Source organism: Streptomyces sp. NBC_00236, assembly GCF_036195045.1.
Lineage (GTDB): Bacteria > Actinomycetota > Actinomycetes > Streptomycetales > Streptomycetaceae > Streptomyces.
In genome coordinates, this window is sequence record NZ_CP108100.1 from 7145386 (window position 1) to 7161086 (window position 15701).

15 protein-coding genes are annotated in these 15701 nt (G+C 70.9%); 13 read left to right on the plus strand and 2 right to left on the minus strand.

Annotation, left to right across the window (positions count from 1 at the left end):
- Window position 1: 1 nt before the first annotated feature.
- Genes pcaDC through OG446_RS31870 form a run of 3 tightly spaced genes read left to right on the plus strand, consistent with a single transcriptional unit; the run spans window position 2 to window position 2783 of the window.
- The gene (pcaDC, locus tag OG446_RS31860) at window positions 2-1279 is read left to right on the plus strand and encodes a bifunctional 3-oxoadipate enol-lactonase/4-carboxymuconolactone decarboxylase PcaDC (protein ID WP_328897253.1); all 1278 of its coding nucleotides are present in this window, start codon (window positions 2-4) and stop codon (window positions 1277-1279) included.
- Between the two features lie 13 nt (window positions 1280-1292).
- Window positions 1293-1955, plus strand: a complete 663-nt coding sequence (locus OG446_RS31865) for an MBL fold metallo-hydrolase (protein ID WP_328897254.1) — start codon at window positions 1293-1295, stop codon at window positions 1953-1955.
- A 48-nt stretch (window positions 1956-2003) separates the two neighbouring features.
- Window positions 2004-2783: an exodeoxyribonuclease III gene (locus tag OG446_RS31870; RefSeq protein WP_328897255.1), complete on the plus strand. Its 780-nt coding sequence runs from the start codon at window positions 2004-2006 to the stop codon at window positions 2781-2783.
- Window positions 2784-2957: 174 nt separating this feature from the next.
- Here OG446_RS31870 and OG446_RS31875 read toward each other — a convergent pair whose 3' ends face one another.
- Window positions 2958-4172 (minus strand): Cmx/CmrA family chloramphenicol efflux MFS transporter, encoded by a 1215-nt coding sequence (locus OG446_RS31875; protein WP_328897256.1) that lies wholly within the window; start codon window positions 4170-4172, stop codon window positions 2958-2960.
- A 497-nt stretch (window positions 4173-4669) separates the two neighbouring features.
- Between OG446_RS31875 and OG446_RS31880 the strand changes: the two genes are divergently transcribed.
- The 5 genes from OG446_RS31880 to OG446_RS31900 all read left to right on the plus strand — a co-directional run bounded on the left by OG446_RS31880 (window position 4670) and on the right by OG446_RS31900 (window position 8444).
- A complete protein-coding gene (locus tag OG446_RS31880; protein ID WP_328897257.1) occupies window positions 4670-5110 on the plus strand; it encodes a DUF6278 family protein in 441 nt (146 codons plus the stop codon).
- 133 nt (window positions 5111-5243) lie between these two features.
- A complete protein-coding gene (locus tag OG446_RS31885; RefSeq protein ID WP_328897258.1) occupies window positions 5244-5987 on the plus strand; it encodes an amino acid ABC transporter ATP-binding protein in 744 nt (247 codons plus the stop codon).
- An 11-nt stretch (window positions 5988-5998) separates the two neighbouring features.
- A complete protein-coding gene (locus OG446_RS31890; RefSeq protein ID WP_328897259.1) occupies window positions 5999-6913 on the plus strand; it encodes a glutamate ABC transporter substrate-binding protein in 915 nt (304 codons plus the stop codon).
- Between the two features lie 17 nt (window positions 6914-6930).
- Window positions 6931-7575: an amino acid ABC transporter permease gene (locus tag OG446_RS31895; protein ID WP_328897260.1), complete on the plus strand. Its 645-nt coding sequence runs from the start codon at window positions 6931-6933 to the stop codon at window positions 7573-7575.
- Entirely contained in the window at window positions 7572-8444 is an 873-nt protein-coding gene (locus OG446_RS31900) for an amino acid ABC transporter permease (RefSeq protein ID WP_328897261.1), read from the plus strand. The genes OG446_RS31895 and OG446_RS31900 overlap by 4 nt, the downstream gene beginning before the upstream one ends.
- Before the next feature lie 165 nt (window positions 8445-8609).
- Here OG446_RS31900 and OG446_RS31905 read toward each other — a convergent pair whose 3' ends face one another.
- Entirely contained in the window at window positions 8610-9848 is a 1239-nt protein-coding gene (locus tag OG446_RS31905) for a L,D-transpeptidase (protein WP_328897262.1), read from the minus strand.
- A gap of 280 nt (window positions 9849-10128) precedes the next feature.
- Between OG446_RS31905 and OG446_RS31910 the strand changes: the two genes are divergently transcribed.
- The 5 genes from OG446_RS31910 to OG446_RS31930 are packed head-to-tail and all read left to right on the plus strand — an operon-like array spanning window position 10129 to window position 15684.
- A complete protein-coding gene (locus OG446_RS31910) occupies window positions 10129-11292 on the plus strand; it encodes a lipid II:glycine glycyltransferase FemX (RefSeq protein ID WP_328897263.1) in 1164 nt (387 codons plus the stop codon).
- A complete protein-coding gene (gene murJ, locus OG446_RS31915; RefSeq protein ID WP_328897264.1) occupies window positions 11289-12980 on the plus strand; it encodes a murein biosynthesis integral membrane protein MurJ in 1692 nt (563 codons plus the stop codon). Before OG446_RS31910 ends, murJ begins: the two co-directional genes overlap by 4 nt.
- 60 nt (window positions 12981-13040) lie before the next feature.
- Entirely contained in the window at window positions 13041-13724 is a 684-nt protein-coding gene (locus OG446_RS31920) for a response regulator transcription factor (RefSeq protein WP_328897265.1), read from the plus strand.
- Complete coding sequence (locus OG446_RS31925) at window positions 13721-15157, plus strand: sensor histidine kinase (protein WP_328897266.1); 1437 nt, start codon at window positions 13721-13723, stop codon at window positions 15155-15157. Before OG446_RS31920 ends, OG446_RS31925 begins: the two co-directional genes overlap by 4 nt.
- Complete coding sequence (locus OG446_RS31930) at window positions 15154-15684, plus strand: hypothetical protein (RefSeq protein ID WP_328897267.1); 531 nt, start codon at window positions 15154-15156, stop codon at window positions 15682-15684. Before OG446_RS31925 ends, OG446_RS31930 begins: the two co-directional genes overlap by 4 nt.
- Window positions 15685-15701 lie beyond the last annotated feature (17 nt).

Here is a 15701-nt window from a genome sequence, read left to right on the forward strand (position 1 = left end):
GGTGAGTGAGACGACTACGAACACCCTGCAATACCGCTTTGACGGGCCAGAAGACGCACCAGTCCTGATTCTGGGCCCTTCCCTCGCGACAACATGGCACATGTGGGACCGGCAGATACCCGAGCTCACGCAGCACTGGAGAGTCTTCCGCTACGACCTCCCGGGGCACGGCGGCGCGCCCGCGCACCCCGCCACCGCCGTCGGGGATCTCGCCGACCGGCTGATGGCGACGCTCGACGGACTCGGGGTGCAGCGTTTCGGTTACGCGGGCTGCTCCATCGGCGGTGCGATCGGCGCCGACCTCGCGCTGCGCCACCCGCAGCGGGTCGTCGCGCTGGCCCTGGTGGCCTCCTCGGCCCGGTTCGGCAGTGCCGACGAATTCCGTCAGCGCGGGGTGATCGTCCGTACCAACGGGCTGGAGCCGATGGCCCGCACCGCGCCGGAGCGCTGGTTCACGCCGGGCTTCGCCGCTGCTCAGCCGGCCATCGTCGAATGGGCCGTCCAGATGGTCCGTACCACCGACCCCGGCTGCTACATCGCCGCCTGCGAGGCCCTTGCCGCCTTCGACATCCGCAGCGAGCTCGGCAGGATCGGTGTTCCCACGCTCGTCCTGGTCGGTGCCGAGGACCAGGTCACCGGTCCCGGCGATGCCCGGACCCTGGTGGCGGGCATACCCGACGCACGGCTCGCCCTCGTCCCCGGCGCCTCTCACCTGGCCCCGGTCGAACAGCCGGGAGCCGTCACCGACCTCCTGCTCACGCACTTCTCCACAGCCTGGCAGGACACCCAGGCCGCGATTCCCGCGCCCTCGTTCGCACCCAGGCTCTCCGCTCCTGTGCTGCCCGTCGCGGAGCTCACCGCCGCCACCGCACAGCCCGAGGCGGAGACCGGTGGGCGCACCGATCCGTACGGGCGGGGTATGAAGATCCGCCGTGAGGTGCTCGGTGACGCCCATGTGGACGGGGTCATGGCCGCCGCCGACGACTTCACCGGCGATTTCCAGGAGTTCGTCACCCGCTACGCCTGGGGCGAGGTCTGGGGCCGGGAGGGCCTCGACCGGCGCACCCGCAGCAGCGTCACGCTCACCGCGCTGGTCGCCTCCGGACACCTGGAGGGCCTGGCCGCTCACGTCAGCGCCGCCCTGCGCAACGGACTCACCCCGGCCGAGATCAGGGAAGTGCTGCTGCAGACCGCCGTGTACTGCGGGATCCCGGCCGCCGACGCCGCTTTCCGGATCGCCCAGTCCGTGATTCAGGCCGAAACAACACCTCCCGCGTAGCAGGATGGGCGCCATGAACGCCCAGAACCCCGAGCCGCTCGCGCTCACGCTGACCAAGCAGTCCCACTCCTGCGTCCGACTGGAGAAGGACGGCCGCACGCTCGTCATCGACCCGGGCGGGTTCTCCGAGCAGGACGCCGCGATCGGCGCCGAGGCGATCCTCGTGACGCACGAGCACCCCGACCACTTCAACGAGGAGCGGCTCCGGGCCGGGCTGGAGGCCGACCCGGCCGCCGAGATCTGGACGCTGCGCAGTGTGGCCGAGAAGCTCGCGGCCGCGTTCCCGGGGCGTGTCCACACCGTCGGGCACGGCGACACCTTCTCGGCCGCCGGGTTCGACATCCAGGTGCACGGCGAGCTCCATGCCGTGATCCACCCGGACCTGCCGCGGATCACGAACGTCGGCTACCTGGTGGACGGCTCCGTCTTCCACCCGGGCGACGCCCTCACCGTGCCCGGGCAGCCGGTCGACACGCTGCTGCTCCCGGTGATGGCGCCCTGGAGCAAGATCTCCGAGGTGGTCGACTACCTTCGCGAGGTCGAGCCGCGCCGCGCCATCGACATCCACGACGCGTTGCTCACCGATCTGGCCCGCCCGATCTACGACACCACCCTCGGCAATCTGGCCGGTGCGGACCACGCCCGGCTGGCCCCGGGGGAGTCGACCGGCGTGTGACGGACGCCGCCCCCGCCGCTGTCAGTGGGAGCCGCTAGGTTTACGTACATGCGCATCGCCACCTGGAACGTCAATTCGATCACCGCCCGCCTGCCGAGGCTGCTGGCCTGGCTGGAGAGCACCGGCACGGACGTGCTGTGCATCCAGGAGACCAAGTGCACGGCCGAGCAGTTCCCGGCCGACGCGCTCCGCGAGGCCGGCTACGAGTCGGCGGTCAACGCCACGGGCCGGTGGAACGGGGTGGCGCTGGTCTCCCGCGTCGGCCTCGCCGACGTCGTGACGGGGCTGCCCGGCGGCCCCGACTACGACGGCGTGCAGGAGCCCCGGGCGATCAGCGCGACCTGCGGGCCGGTCCGCCTCTGGTCGGTTTACGTGCCCAACGGCCGCGAGGTCGAGCACGAGCACTACGCGTACAAGCTGCGCTGGTTCGAGGCGCTCCAGAAGGCGGTGGCGGCGGACGCCGCCGGGGCGCAGCCGTTCGCCGTCCTCGGTGACTTCAACGTGGCCCCGACCGACGAGGACGTGTGGGACCCGGCCCTCTTCGAGGGCGCCACCCATGTCACCCCCGCCGAGCGGGCCGCCCTCGCCACGCTGCGCGAGGGGGGCCTCGCCGACGTGATGCCCCGCCCGCTGAAGTACGACCGCCCGTACACCTTCTGGGACTACCGCGAGCTGCGCTTCCCGAAGAACAAGGGCATGCGGATCGACCTCGTCTACGGCAACGCCCCGTTCACGGCCGCGGTCAAGGACAGTTACGTGGACCGCGAGGAGCGCAAGGGCAAGGGCGCCTCCGACCACGCCCCGGTGGTCGTCGACCTCGAAATCTGAGCAGGGGCCGTGCTCAGCCGCCCGCCTGCGGCGTCTGAGCACGTACGGCCTCCTGCACCTGGCGCAAGATTCACCACGGCCCTTCCGCCCACGGTGACCGTCGGCACGGTCTCGTTCCCGTCCCCCATCGAGCGGACGGACGCGGCGGCCACGGGGAGCGGCTACGCATGGTGCTCAGCCATCCGAACTCCCCTGTTCGTACGCGTGTGCGGCGGGGTCCTCTGCCGGGGCCGGCGCCGGGGCCCGGGCCGGAAGACGGCCCAGGGCGGCGGCCGCGGTGGCCAGCGCCAGGACCATGAGCAGCGCGCTCACCCACAGCGGCGACCGGAAACCGAACCCCGCGCCGATGGCCAGCCCGCCGAGCCAGGGCCCGAGCGCGGCGCCCACGTTGAACGCCGCGGTGGAGAACGAACCGGCCAGGGTCGGCGCACCACCGGCGAGCCGGAACACATGGGTGATCAGCGCGGTCCCGGTGCCGAACGCGAGCATGCCCTGGACGAGGACGAGCAGGACCACCGCCACGGGGCTGCCGGCGGCCGACGCGAACAGGGCCCACCCGACGGTGAGGGCCACCAGACCGGCCGCGGTCAGGGCGAGTGGGCGGGAGTCGATGACCCGGCCGCAGACGGCGACCCCGATGAACGAGCCCACACCGAACAGCGCGAGCAGGGCGGGCACCCACGCGGCGCCGAGTCCCGTGACGTCCCGGGCGACGGGCTCGAGGTACGAGAACGCGCAGAAGGTCCCTCCCTGGACGAGCGCGCTCGTCAGCAGGGTCAGGATCAGCCGGGGCCCGGCAAGGGTCCGCAGCTCGGCGTACGCGCTCGGCGGAACGGCCGCGGGCCGCCCCGGCGGAATCGTCGCCGCGATCACGGCGATCGCCGGAAGCGCGACGAGGGCCACGGCCCAGAACGCCGCACGCCACCCCCACTGACCGCCCAGCCACGCCCCTGCGGGCACCCCCGCCACACACGCGACGGTGACACCGCCGACCACCACGGACGTGGCCCGCGCCCGTGCCTCGGGACCGGCCAGGGCGACCGCGGTGACCAGGGCGACGGCCCAGAACCCGGCATTGGCCACCGCCGCGACCGCCCGCGTCGCCAGCAGCACCCCGTAACTGGAGGTGACCGCGCCGACGACGTGCACGGCGGCGAAGACACTGAGGAAGGACAACAGGGCACGGCGGCGCGGCCAGTTGCGGCCCAGGAGCGCCATCGCGGGCGCTCCGACGACCATGCCCACGGCGAAGGCCGAGGTCAGCAGGCCCGCGGCGGGAATGGAGACGTGCAGGTCCTCGGAGAGGCCCGACAGCAGGCCGGACAGCATGAACTCGGACGTGCCCTGGGCGAAGACGGCGAGCCCGAGGGCGTAGACGGAAAACGGCATGAAGAACCCCATGGACGGCTGATGGACAGAACCGGTCGGGGATGCGGGCCGCATCCGCCCGTCGTGACGAGCGGCGAAGCGGAAGAACGGCAGAACCGTGGAACGGCGGAGCGGCAGCAGAGCCGTGCGGTGCCGGGAAGGGCGTTGCCCTCAGACCGTGCCGGAAAGTGCCTTACCGGTACGCAGTGCCGAGCGCGACCCGCATCGCATGGGTCCGGACGGCGGCAGCGCGACAGCCGTGCCGACACGAAGGCGGTCGGACGCGGACGCGGGGAGCCACCGGGGGACCGGTGGCCGGCGTCTGTCGGACTCGGGGCTGCTCATGACGGGGGAACCTACCAGTCGGGCGCGGGCTCCTCCACCTCGTTCTTTCCGGTTCCCTGCGCTGCGGGGGCGTGCCCTGGTGAACGCGGGGCGTACACGTGGTGTTCCACACTCGAACGACAGGCCGCGCGCCCTGTGGTGCGGATCCGCGCCGAGATGGGAACCTGAGTGGTATGAACATCCCTTTCTTGGACAACTGGCGTAAGCGTCACGACGGAACCCGGGAGGCGGGGCTCGCGGCCGCCGTCGAGGCCGATCCGGAAGGCGTGGCCGCACTGCTCGCCGAATGTGAGCTGCTCCGCGTCCGGGTGGGGGAGCGGGGGCTCGAACTCGACGACAGCCCGGCCTCGTTGGCGGCACTGGACCAGCTGCCGCCGCGCTGGCGCGACGATCCCGAGGAGCTTCCCTGGATGGGCAACGACGCGGGGCTCTATCTGGGCACGGTCCTGGTGCGCAATGTCGACGGTGCGCACTGGCACATCTGGCCCAGCGGCCAGCCCGTGGTGCGCCTCGCGTCGGGGCGTGAGATCGATGTGGTCGAGGCCGGTCTGGACTGGGCGATGACCGGCAGTCCCGAGCTGTCGCAGGTGTACTCGGAGTCGGCCGAGGGGTGACGACCGGCCGCGCGCACCGTGCGGCGAGATAAAACGCCTTATGACCCAATTACGCGTGTCGGGTGTGAAGTCCCTTTCCGGGGCGGATAGTTTGCGCTGACCTCGACAAAGCGATAATTGGGTAGGGCAGCGTATGGCCGTCGATCCGTTGATCGAGCTGCATGACGTCAATAAGTTCTACGGAAAGTTGCACGTACTGCAGGACATCAATCTCACCGTCGGCCGCGGGGAGGTGGTGGTGGTCATCGGCCCCTCCGGCTCCGGGAAGTCGACGCTCTGCCGGACCATCAACCGCCTTGAGACGATCGAGTCGGGCCGCATCTCCATCGACGGCAGACCCCTCCCCGAGGAGGGCAGGGGACTGGCACAGCTGAGGGCCGAAGTCGGCATGGTCTTCCAGTCGTTCAACCTGTTCGCGCACAAGACCGTGCTGGCCAACGTCTCGCTGGCGCAGCTCAAGGTCCGCAAGCGGAAGAAGGACGAGGCCGACCGGCGGTCCCGGGAGCTCCTGGAGCGCGTGGGACTCGTCGGCCAGGCCGACAAGTTCCCCGCCCAGCTCTCCGGCGGCCAGCAGCAGCGCGTGGCCATCGCCCGCGCGCTCGCCATGGACCCCAAGGCCCTCCTCTTCGACGAGCCCACCTCGGCGCTCGACCCGGAGATGATCAACGAGGTGCTGGAAGTGATGCAGCAGCTCGCACGCGAGGGCATGACCATGGTCGTCGTCACGCATGAGATGGGCTTCGCCCGCTCCGCGGCCAACCGCGTCGTGTTCATGGCCGACGGCCGCATCGTCGAGGACCGAACCCCGGAGGACTTCTTCACCGCCCCGGAGAGCGACCGCGCCAAGGACTTCCTGTCCAAGATCCTCAAGCACTGACGGGGGGCCCTGTGTTCCGTACGAGAAGAGTACTGGCCGCCTGTGCCGGCCTGCTGCTGGCCGTCCTCGCCGCGGGCTGCGGCAAGGAGGGCAGCCCGCCGGTGAAGGGGCCGCAGGCCGAGGCGTTGCCGGTCTACAAGGTCGACACCTCCTTCAGCCTGCCGGACTCCCGCACCTGGCGGCAGGCGAAGAAGCGCGGATACCTGCGGGTCGGGGCCAAGGAGGACCAGCCCTACCTCGGCGAGAAGGATCCGGCCACGGGCGTCTACTCCGGTTTCGACATCGAGATCGCCCGGATGATGGCGGCCTCGCTCGGCTTCGACCCGAAGACGATCCGCTTCAAGACCATCGCCTCCGCCAACCGTGAGACCGCCCTGCAGAACGGGCAGATCGACTACTACGTAGGCACCTACACCATCAACGACATGCGCAAGAAGCTCGTCGGGTTCGCCGGCCCCTACTACATGGCGGGCCAGGGGCTGCTGGTCCGTACGGACGAGGACGACATCCACGGACCGCAGGACCTGGCCGGCAAGACGGTTTGTTCGGCGGCCGGTTCGACCCCGTACCAGCGGATCGCCGCCGACTACCCGAAGGCGAAGCTGGTCGCCTACGACACGTACTCGATCTGTGTCGACAACCTGCTGACGTACCAGGTCGACGTCGTCACCACCGACGACGCGATCCTGCTGGGCTTCGCGGCGAAGGCGCCCGAGGAGATGAAGGTCGTCGGCAAGCCGTTCTCCGAGGAGCCGTACGGCATCGGGGTCCCGCGCAGCGACAACGCGCTGCGGTTCGCGCTCAACGACGCGCTGGAGGCCAACGAGAAGAACGGCAACTGGAAGAAGGCGTTCGAGGCGACGCTCGGCCTCTCCGGGGCGCCCGCGCCGAAGCCGCCGCCCATCGACCGCTACCCGGCGAACTGAGAGGACGGCCACGACACATGGACGTACTCACCGACAACTTCTCGCTCTACGGCAAGGGCTTCCTCGGAACCGTCGAACTGACCTTCTACGCCTCGATCCTGGCGTTGGTCGTCGGCTTCCTCATGGCCTCCTTCCGGGTGGCGCCCGTCGGCTCGCTCCGGGTTCTCGGCACGGTCTGGGTGACCGTGCTGCGCAACACCCCGCTGACGCTGCTCTTCTTCGCCGTACTGCTCGGTCTGCCGCGCTTCGGCCTGGTCCTGCCGTTCAACGTCTTCGCGATCCTCGCTCTCGGCTGCTACACCTCCGCGTTCATCTGCGAGGTGCTGCGCTCCGGCATCAACACCGTGCCCACCGGGCAGGGCGAGGCGGCGCGGAGCCTCGGCATGACGTTCGGCCAGACGCTCGGCAACGTGGTGCTGCCGCAGGCGTTCCGCTCGGTGATCCCGCCGATCGGATCGACGCTGATCGCACTCGCCAAGAACTCGGCGATCGCCGGGGCGTTCAGCGTCACCGAGCTGCTCGGCACGTACAAGACCCTCAACGAGCTGGGTTACAGCATCATCTGGACCTTCGTCTGGATCGCCGTCGGGTACCTGATCATCACTCTGACCATCAGCGCGATCTTCAACGTGCTGGAAAAGCGCTGGGGAGTCGCCCGATGACCGCCCACTCCACCCCCAGTGCGACCGTCCTGTACGACATCCCGGGGCCGCAGACCCGCAAGCGGCACCTCATCTACGGGATCGTCTCGACGATCCTGATCCTCGCCCTGGTCGGCTGGGTGATCTACCTGCTCTTCGACACCGACCAGTTCACCAGCGACAAATGGACACCCTTCGAGTACAAGGGCATTCAGGAACTGCTGCTGCGCGGGCTCGGCAACACCCTCAAGGCGTTCGCGTACGCCGCGGTGCTCTCGCTGGCGCTCGGGGCCGTCCTCGCGGTGGGCAGGCTCTCCGACCACCGGCCCGTGCGCTGGGTGGCGACGATCCTCGTCGAGTTCTTCCGCGCCATGCCCGTCCTGGTGATGATCTTCTTCATCTTCGTCGCGCTGAAGGCGCAGCCGCTGCCGGCCCTGGTCGCCGGACTGACGCTGTACAACGGCTCGGTGCTCGCCGAGGTGTTCCGTACCGGCATCAACTCGGTGGAGCGCGGCCAGGGCGAGGCCGCGTTCGCCCTGGGCATGCGCAAGACGCAGGTCACGACCTTCGTCCTGGCCCCGCAGGCGGTGCGCGCGATGCTGCCCACCATCATCAGCCAGTTGGTGGTGGCACTGAAGGACACCTCGCTGGGGTACCTGATCACGTACGAGGAATTCCTCCACGCGGGGAAGCTCATCGCGTCCAACCTCGACTACGATCTGCCCTTCATCCCCGTGGTGATGGTGATCTCGCCGATCTACATCGGGATGTGCATGCTGCTCTCCTGGTTCGCCACCTGGGTGGCGAAGCGGCAGCGGCGCAACCCGAAGACGGAGGCGACGAGCGTCGGCCCGGCTCAACCGGGCACGCTGATGCCGGGAACGCAGTAGCCGGGACCCGCCGCGAGGCGGTCCCAGGCCGTGGAGCCCGTCCGGCAGCAGCCGGTGATCACTTCTCGCACCTGGCGCGGACGCCCGAGAGGGCCCGTGCCGGGCGGGGAGAAGGTCAGCTGCGTGCCGGTCGCGCCGGTGATGCGGGCCGTGCCCGCCGTGCCGTCAGCCGAGAGCGCTCCTGGTCCGCCAGTCGGACCAGGAGACGTTCCACGCCCCGTAGCCGTTGCCCTCCGCGACCGTGCCCTTGGCGTCCGCGCCGGTGATCTCGAACGGGTCGCCGACGCGGGCCTGGCGGTAGAGAGCGGCGGCGTCGGCGTCGCTCATGCCGACACAGCCCGAACTGTGGTTGGCCACCCCGAAGTACGCGGCGTTCCACGGCGCGGCATGGGCGTACATGCCCGACCAGGTCAGCCGCATCGAGTAGTCGACCATCTTGTCGTAGAGGTCACCGAGGCCCACCGTCTCCGAGCGCATGTTGATCGTGCCCTCCTTCGCGATCAGCACGGCCGTGCCGCGCCAGGACGCCCGGTCGCCACCGGGTGTGCCGGCGGACATGGGTACGTCCATGACGGTCCTGCCGTCCCGCTTCAGCGCCAGCCGGTGACGGTCCAGGTCCACCTCGACGACCTGACTGCTGCCGACGGTGAACGTCGTCGCGTAGTCGCGTACGAACCAGCCGCCCGAGGGGCCCGAGTCGACTCCGTTGAGCTCGGCGTTCAGGGTGATGCGCGTGCCCGACTTCCAGTACTCCTTGGGCCGCCAGTCCACGCGGTCGCGTCCCGAGTAGTCCCGCAGCCAGCCCCAGGACCCCTCGGTGTTGTTCGAGGTGGAGACCTTGAGTGCCTTCTCGACCGCCGCCCTGTTCTTCACCGGGTGGTCGAACACGATGGACAGCGGCTGGGCGATGCCGACCGTGGTGTTCTTGCCGGGGGCGAGGGTCAGCTTGTTCACCGTGCCGGCCGCCGCCGTGGTGAACCCGGCTGTGTCACCGCCCCCGCCGGTGTCCTTCGCCTCGACCCGGTACGTGGTGCCGGGCGCCGCCGGCCGGTCGGACGTCCAGGTCCTGCCGTCGGGGGAGAGCCGGCCGGTGAGGGCGTCGCCGCCGTCCGCCGAGACCGTGACGGTGCGCAGCTTCCCGGCCGTCAGTGTCACCGTCACCGGCCGGCCCGCGGTGGCCGCGGTGCCGCGCAGGTTCACCGAGATCCGGGTGGCCGCGGCCTTCGGGGAGCCCGTGCCCTGCGCCTTGCCGTCATGACCCGAGGCCGCGGCGCCACCGGAGCACGCCGTGAGCGTGACGCCGAGCACCGCGGCGCCGGTGACCAGGGCGAGCCGGGCGGGACGGAGGGGCGACGCGGAACGGGCGGGGCGCCGAGCGGCGGATGTGAGAGGAGCGGGTATCAACGGAAGAACCTCCTGGGCCTTGCTCTGTCGTCGAGTGGGAGGAATTCACCGGAGCCAGAGGCCGGCCGGCAATTGAGGGTCGGTATCGCGGGCCCCAATTGCCGGTCAGCCTAAGTTCCGCGAATCCGCGGAAATGCGGGAATGCGGTGTGTGACAACAAGCGCAGCGCAACGGTCACCGTCCGGTCACATCCGGCGCGCAGTCCGGTCACGGTCCGCTGTGAGCATCCTGTGCAGCCCCGCAGAACCGCCGCGGGGCCCACGAGGGAGGGCCCACGGACATGTCAGCGCTGCTCGCGACCGGAGACCGCAGCCGTCACCAGGAACTACGGATACGCGGTCTGACGGCCGCCGAGCACCGCGCGCACCTGGCCGTGCATGCGGACGCGAGCTTTCTCCAGCACCCGTCCTGGGCCGGTGTGAAGGACCAGTGGTCGTCGGAAAGGGTCGGCTGGATCGGCGAGTGCGGTGAAATGGCCGGCAGTGCGCTGATTCTCTACCGGCAATTCCCCGGTACCCGTAAATACTTCGCCTACATACCGGAGGGGCCGGTGGCGAACTGGGCCGATCCCGGGATCGACCGCTGGCTGCGGCCCCTCATGACGCATCTGCGCGGCGCGGGGGCGTTCGCCGTGCGCATCGGGCCGTCCCCGGCCTACCGCAGCTGGGACGCCGCCCGCCTCAAGTCCGCCACCGGTCCCGGCCGCACGGTCGGTGATGTACTGGCGTGCGAGGTCGACCCGCTCGGCGCGGCCGTGGCAGACCGGCTGCGGGCCCGTGGCTGGCGGCGCTGCGGCGGGGACGCCGACGACGCCGACGCCCAGCCCCGGTACGTCTTCCGGGTGCCGCTCGTCGGCCGGACCGCCGACGACCTGTGGGCCGGGCTCAACCAGGAGTGGCGCCGCAACGTCCGCAAGGCGGGCCGGGCGGGGGTGCGCATCGTCACCGGGAGTGCGGCCGAGCTCCCCGAGTTCCATCGCCTGCTGCGGATCACGGAGAAACGCGACGGTTTCCGGCTCGGCCGTTCCCTGGCCTACTACCAGCGCCAGTACGCCGTGCTCAACGCCGAACAGCCCGGCAGGATGAAGCTCTGCCTCGCCGTGCACGAGGGCGAGATCCTGGCCGCCCACACCATGATCAGCACCGGGAGCAGGGTCTGGTACCAGACGGGCGCGTCCGCCGACCACCGCCGCGAGGTCCGCCCCAGCAACGCCCTGCAGTGGCAGATGCTCCTCGACGCCCAGGCCCAGGGCGCGGAGGTCTACGACATGCGCGGGGTATCCTCCACCCTCGATCCCGACGACCGCCCCTTCGGGCTGCTGCGCTGGAAGCTCGGCACCGGCGGGCAGGTCGTGGAGACGCTCGGAGAGTGGGAGACATCAGTGGGCGGAACCGCCAACAGGACGCTGTACCGGGCCTTCCAGGCCTACCTGGCACACCGGTGACGGCCGCGGACGCGACCACCGGCACGGTCGCCCCCGAACAGCGCGAACGCCAGGGTTCCGGCTCGGTGCTGCGCAGCGGCGCGGTCATGGCCGCCGGTTCCGTCGTCTCGCGGGCGACCGGGTTCATACGCTCGGCGGTCGTCGTCGCCGCACTCGGCACCGGACTGCGGGCCGACGGTTACACGGTCGCCAACACCGTCCCCAACATCCTCTACATGCTGCTGATCGGCGGCGCCCTCAACGCCGTCTTCGTCCCCGAACTCGTCCGGGCCGCCCGGGAGCACTCCGACGGCGGGGCCGCCTACACCGACCGCCTGCTCACCCTCTGCACCGTCGGGCTGCTCGCCCTCACCGCGCTCGCCGTCGTCGGCGCCCCGCTGATCATCTCGGTGTACGCCCCCACGTACGACGGGGACCAGGCCGAACTCACCATCGCCCTCGCACGCTACTGCCTGCCCCAGATCCTTTTCTACGGGCTCTTCACCCTGCTGGGGCAAGTACTCAACGCCCGCAACCGGTTCGGGGCCATGATGTGGACCCCCGTCCTCAACAACCTCGTGATCATCGCGGTGTTCGGGCTCTACCTCTGGACCGCGGCGAGCTCGGACGGCGAACTGACCTCCGCGCAGGCGCAGTGGCTCGGCTGGGGGACCACGGCCGGGATCGCCGTGCAGACCCTCGCGCTGGTGCCCGCCCTGCGCGCCGCGAAGTTCCGCTGGCGGCCCCGGTTCGACTGGCGCGGCAGCGGACTCACCCGGCCGCTGCGGGCGGCCGGCTGGCTCGTGATGATGGTGCTCACCAATCAGGCCGCCTACTGGGTGGTGACCCGGCTCTCCACCGCCACCGGCCAGCACGCGGCGGACCAGAACGTCGCGGGCGGTGCCGGCTACACCGCGTACAGCTACGCCTTCCAGCTGTGGGTGGTGCCGCAGGGCATCGTGACCGTCAGCCTCGTGACCGCGCTGATGCCGCGGATGAGCCGGGCCGCCGCCGACGGCGACCTGGCCGGGGTGCGGCGCGACGTCTCGTACGCGCTGCGGACCTCCGCCGCCGTCGTGATCCCCGCTGCTGCCGCGCTGCTCGCCCTCGCCCCGTGGGTGATGGGGTCGGTCTTCGGATACGGACACACCGGCCCGGCCGACATCACCGTGATGGCCGGCATGATGGCGGCCTTCGCTCCCGGACTCATCGCCTACTCCGGTCAGTACGTGCTCTCCCGGGGCTTCTACGCGATGAGCGACACCCGCACCCCCTTCCTCCTGAACCTGGTCATCGCCGCGCTCAACGCGGGGCTCTCGATCGCCGCCTATCTCCTGCTGCCCGCGCGCTGGGCGGTGACGGGAATGGCGGGGGCGTACTCCGTGGCCCTGTTCGCCGGGTTCACCGTCACCGCGTACGTACTGCACCGCAGGGTCGCCGCTTCCGGTGCGCCGAGGCACTCGCCGCTGCGCTCGCCGGGGGTGGGGGCGCACGCCCGCCTGGTGACCGCGTGCGTGCCCGCGGGACTGCTCGCGTACGGGGCGGCCCGCGTCGTCGACACGGACGGTGCGGGACTCGGGGACTTCGCCCCGGCAGGGGCCGGGATACTGGTCCTCTTCCTGGTCGTGGCCCTGCTGGCCCGCCCGCTGCGGCTGACCGAGGTCAGCACCGCGCTGGGCGCCGTACGCGGCCGGCTGCGACGCGGCTGAGGGACTACCGGTCCGCTCACACTTCCGAATCCACTCCTTGACCGCTGGGACACTGACGCCATGCCTCGCGTGCTGCTGATCGAAGACGACCCCTCCGTACGGGAAGGGGTCGAACTGGGGCTGCGCAGGCGCGGGCACGAGATGCGGACCGTCGGCACGGGCGAGGCCGGGCTGGCCGCACTCGACGAGTTCCGGCCCGAACTCGTCCTGCTCGACCTCATGCTGCCCGGGATGAACGGCGTCCAGGTCTGCCGACGCATCCGGGAGACCAGCCAGCTGCCCATCATCATGCTCACCGCACGCGGCGACGACTTCGACGTCGTCGTGGGACTGGAGGCGGGCGCGGACGACTACATCGTCAAGCCCGCCCGCACCGAGGTCATCGAGGCCAGGATCCGCGCGGTGCTGCGGCGGCTCGCCGAACCCTCCGGGCGCAGCGGCGTCGAGACCCACGGCGCGCTGACGGTCGACCGGGTCGGCCTGACCGTCGCCAAGGCAGGGGACCGGGTGCTCCTCGCCCCGTCCGAACTGAAACTGCTGCTGCATCTGTCGGCCGCGCCGGAGCAGGTCTTCAGCCGCCAGCAGCTCCTCGAATACGTGTGGGAGCACAGCTACCACGGCGATGCCCGGCTGGTGGACGCCTGTGTGCGCAGGCTGCGGCAGAAGATCGAGGACGTGGCGGGAAACCCGCGCTACATCCAGACCGTCCGCGGCTTCGGCTACCGCTTCGGGCCGCTCGCATGAAGCTGCTCTCCGCCGGATTCGGCCTGCGCACGCGCCTGATAGCCGCGTTCCTGTTCGTCGCCGCGGTCAGCGCGGCCACCACCGCGACCCTGACCTACCGCGAGGCACGCTCGGCGATCCTCCAGCAGGCCCAGGACACCGCCGTCGCCCAGTTCCGCGACCGGGTCAGCGCACGGGGCATCGACCTCCCGCCGGACCGGCTCGGGCTGCGGGACATGTGCCTCGCCCTGGCCCGCGACGGCAAGGCCCGTACCTGGACCGTCTTCGCCGAGTACGGGGACCTTCAGGTCTCCTCCTCGGACCGGCCGACCTCGAGCGTGATCACGGCCGCCCTGCGAGCGGCTTCCCAGAAGAACAGCCACGGCTCGTTCCAGCGGGTCGTCAAGGACGGCGAGCCCTGGCTGACCGTCGGCATGCCGGCGCTCTTCAACCGCGGTGACGGCCGCCAGCCCACCGGACTCGTCCTCTACGTCGTGATGCCCCTGGCCACCGAGGAGGCGAACATCGCCGCCATGGTCAGCGCGGCCCGTGACGGTGCCCTGCCCGCCCTGCTTATCGCACTGGTCCCCGCCCTGCTCGCCGCGCGCAGCGTCCTGCGTCCCGTACGTGATCTGCGCCGGGCCGCCGCCGGCATCGGCAGGGGCGAGCTCCACACCCGGATCGCGGTCCGCGGATCCGACGAACTCGCCGGACTCGCCCGGACGTTCAACGAGTCCTCGACCAAGCTCGAGGAGTCCGTCGAGGAGCTCCGCCAGGCCGAGGAACGGGCCCGGCGCTTCGCCTCGGACGTCTCGCACGAGCTGCGCACCCCACTCGCCGGCATGCTCGCCGTGACGGAGGTCCTCGACGAGGACGCCGCCGGGCTGCGCCCCGACACCGCGGCGGCCGTCCGGCTGATCAGCGCGGAGACCGGAAAGCTCGCCACGCTCGTCGAGGACCTGATGGAGATCTCGCGGTTCGACGCCGGGGCCGTCGATCTCCACAGCGACGAGGTCGACGTGGCCGAGACCATCCGCAAGACCCTCCAGGCCCGTCACTGGGAGGACCGGGTCCGTACCGAACTCCCTGAAGGCGTACGGGCGGTGCTCGACCCGCGCCGCTTCGACGTGGTCGTCGCGAACCTGGTCGGCAACGCCCTCCGGCACGGGGCCGAGCCCGTCACGGTACGGGTGCGGACCGGGCGGTGGGGCGGGGCGGTCCGGCTGGTGACCGAGGTCGAGGACAGCGGACCGGGCATCGACGCCGCCGTGCTCCCGCACATCTTCGACCGCTTCTACAAGGCAGACGCGGCCCGTACCCGGTCGACGGGCAGCGGACTGGGCCTGGCGATCACCCGGGAGAACGTCCGGCTGCACGGCGGCACGGTCCGTGCGGCGAACGGGCCCGCAGGAGGCGCCGTGTTCACCGTCGAGCTGCCGCTGGAGGGCGAATGAGGAGCGGGCGCGTGCTCGGCGCGCTGCTGCCGCTGACGTTGCTGGCGGCGGGCTGCGGCATCCGGGCCACGGAGGTCGTCGAGGCGGGCGAGCCCGCGACGGTGCAGGTCGCACCGGCCGGGCAACTGGGCACGGTCCTGTACTTCGTTTCCTCGTCGACGGCGTCCCGGCTGATGCCGGTCGTGCGGTACGCGGAATTCGCGGAGGGCGGATCCGGGCTGCCTTACGGCGAGAAGCCGCCCGCGGGGGCGGCCAAGGCTCTCGGTCTGCTCTTCTCGGGCCCTACGGGAGCGGAGCGTGACGCGGGACTCCGTTCCGAACTGCCCGAGGAACGGGTCAAGATCGGGGTCGAGCTGAGCGCGCAGGGCGTGCGCGTCACCGTGAACACCCGGGTCACCCGGCTCTCGGAATCCGCACGCCAGCAGCTTTTCTGCACCGCGGCCCAGGCCCGGACGGCCGACCGGGGCGAGGCGGTGACGGTGACAGGCACCGACGGCGTCATCGGACCGGCCCGCTGCTCCGTCTGACCGCGGCCCGGCCGTAG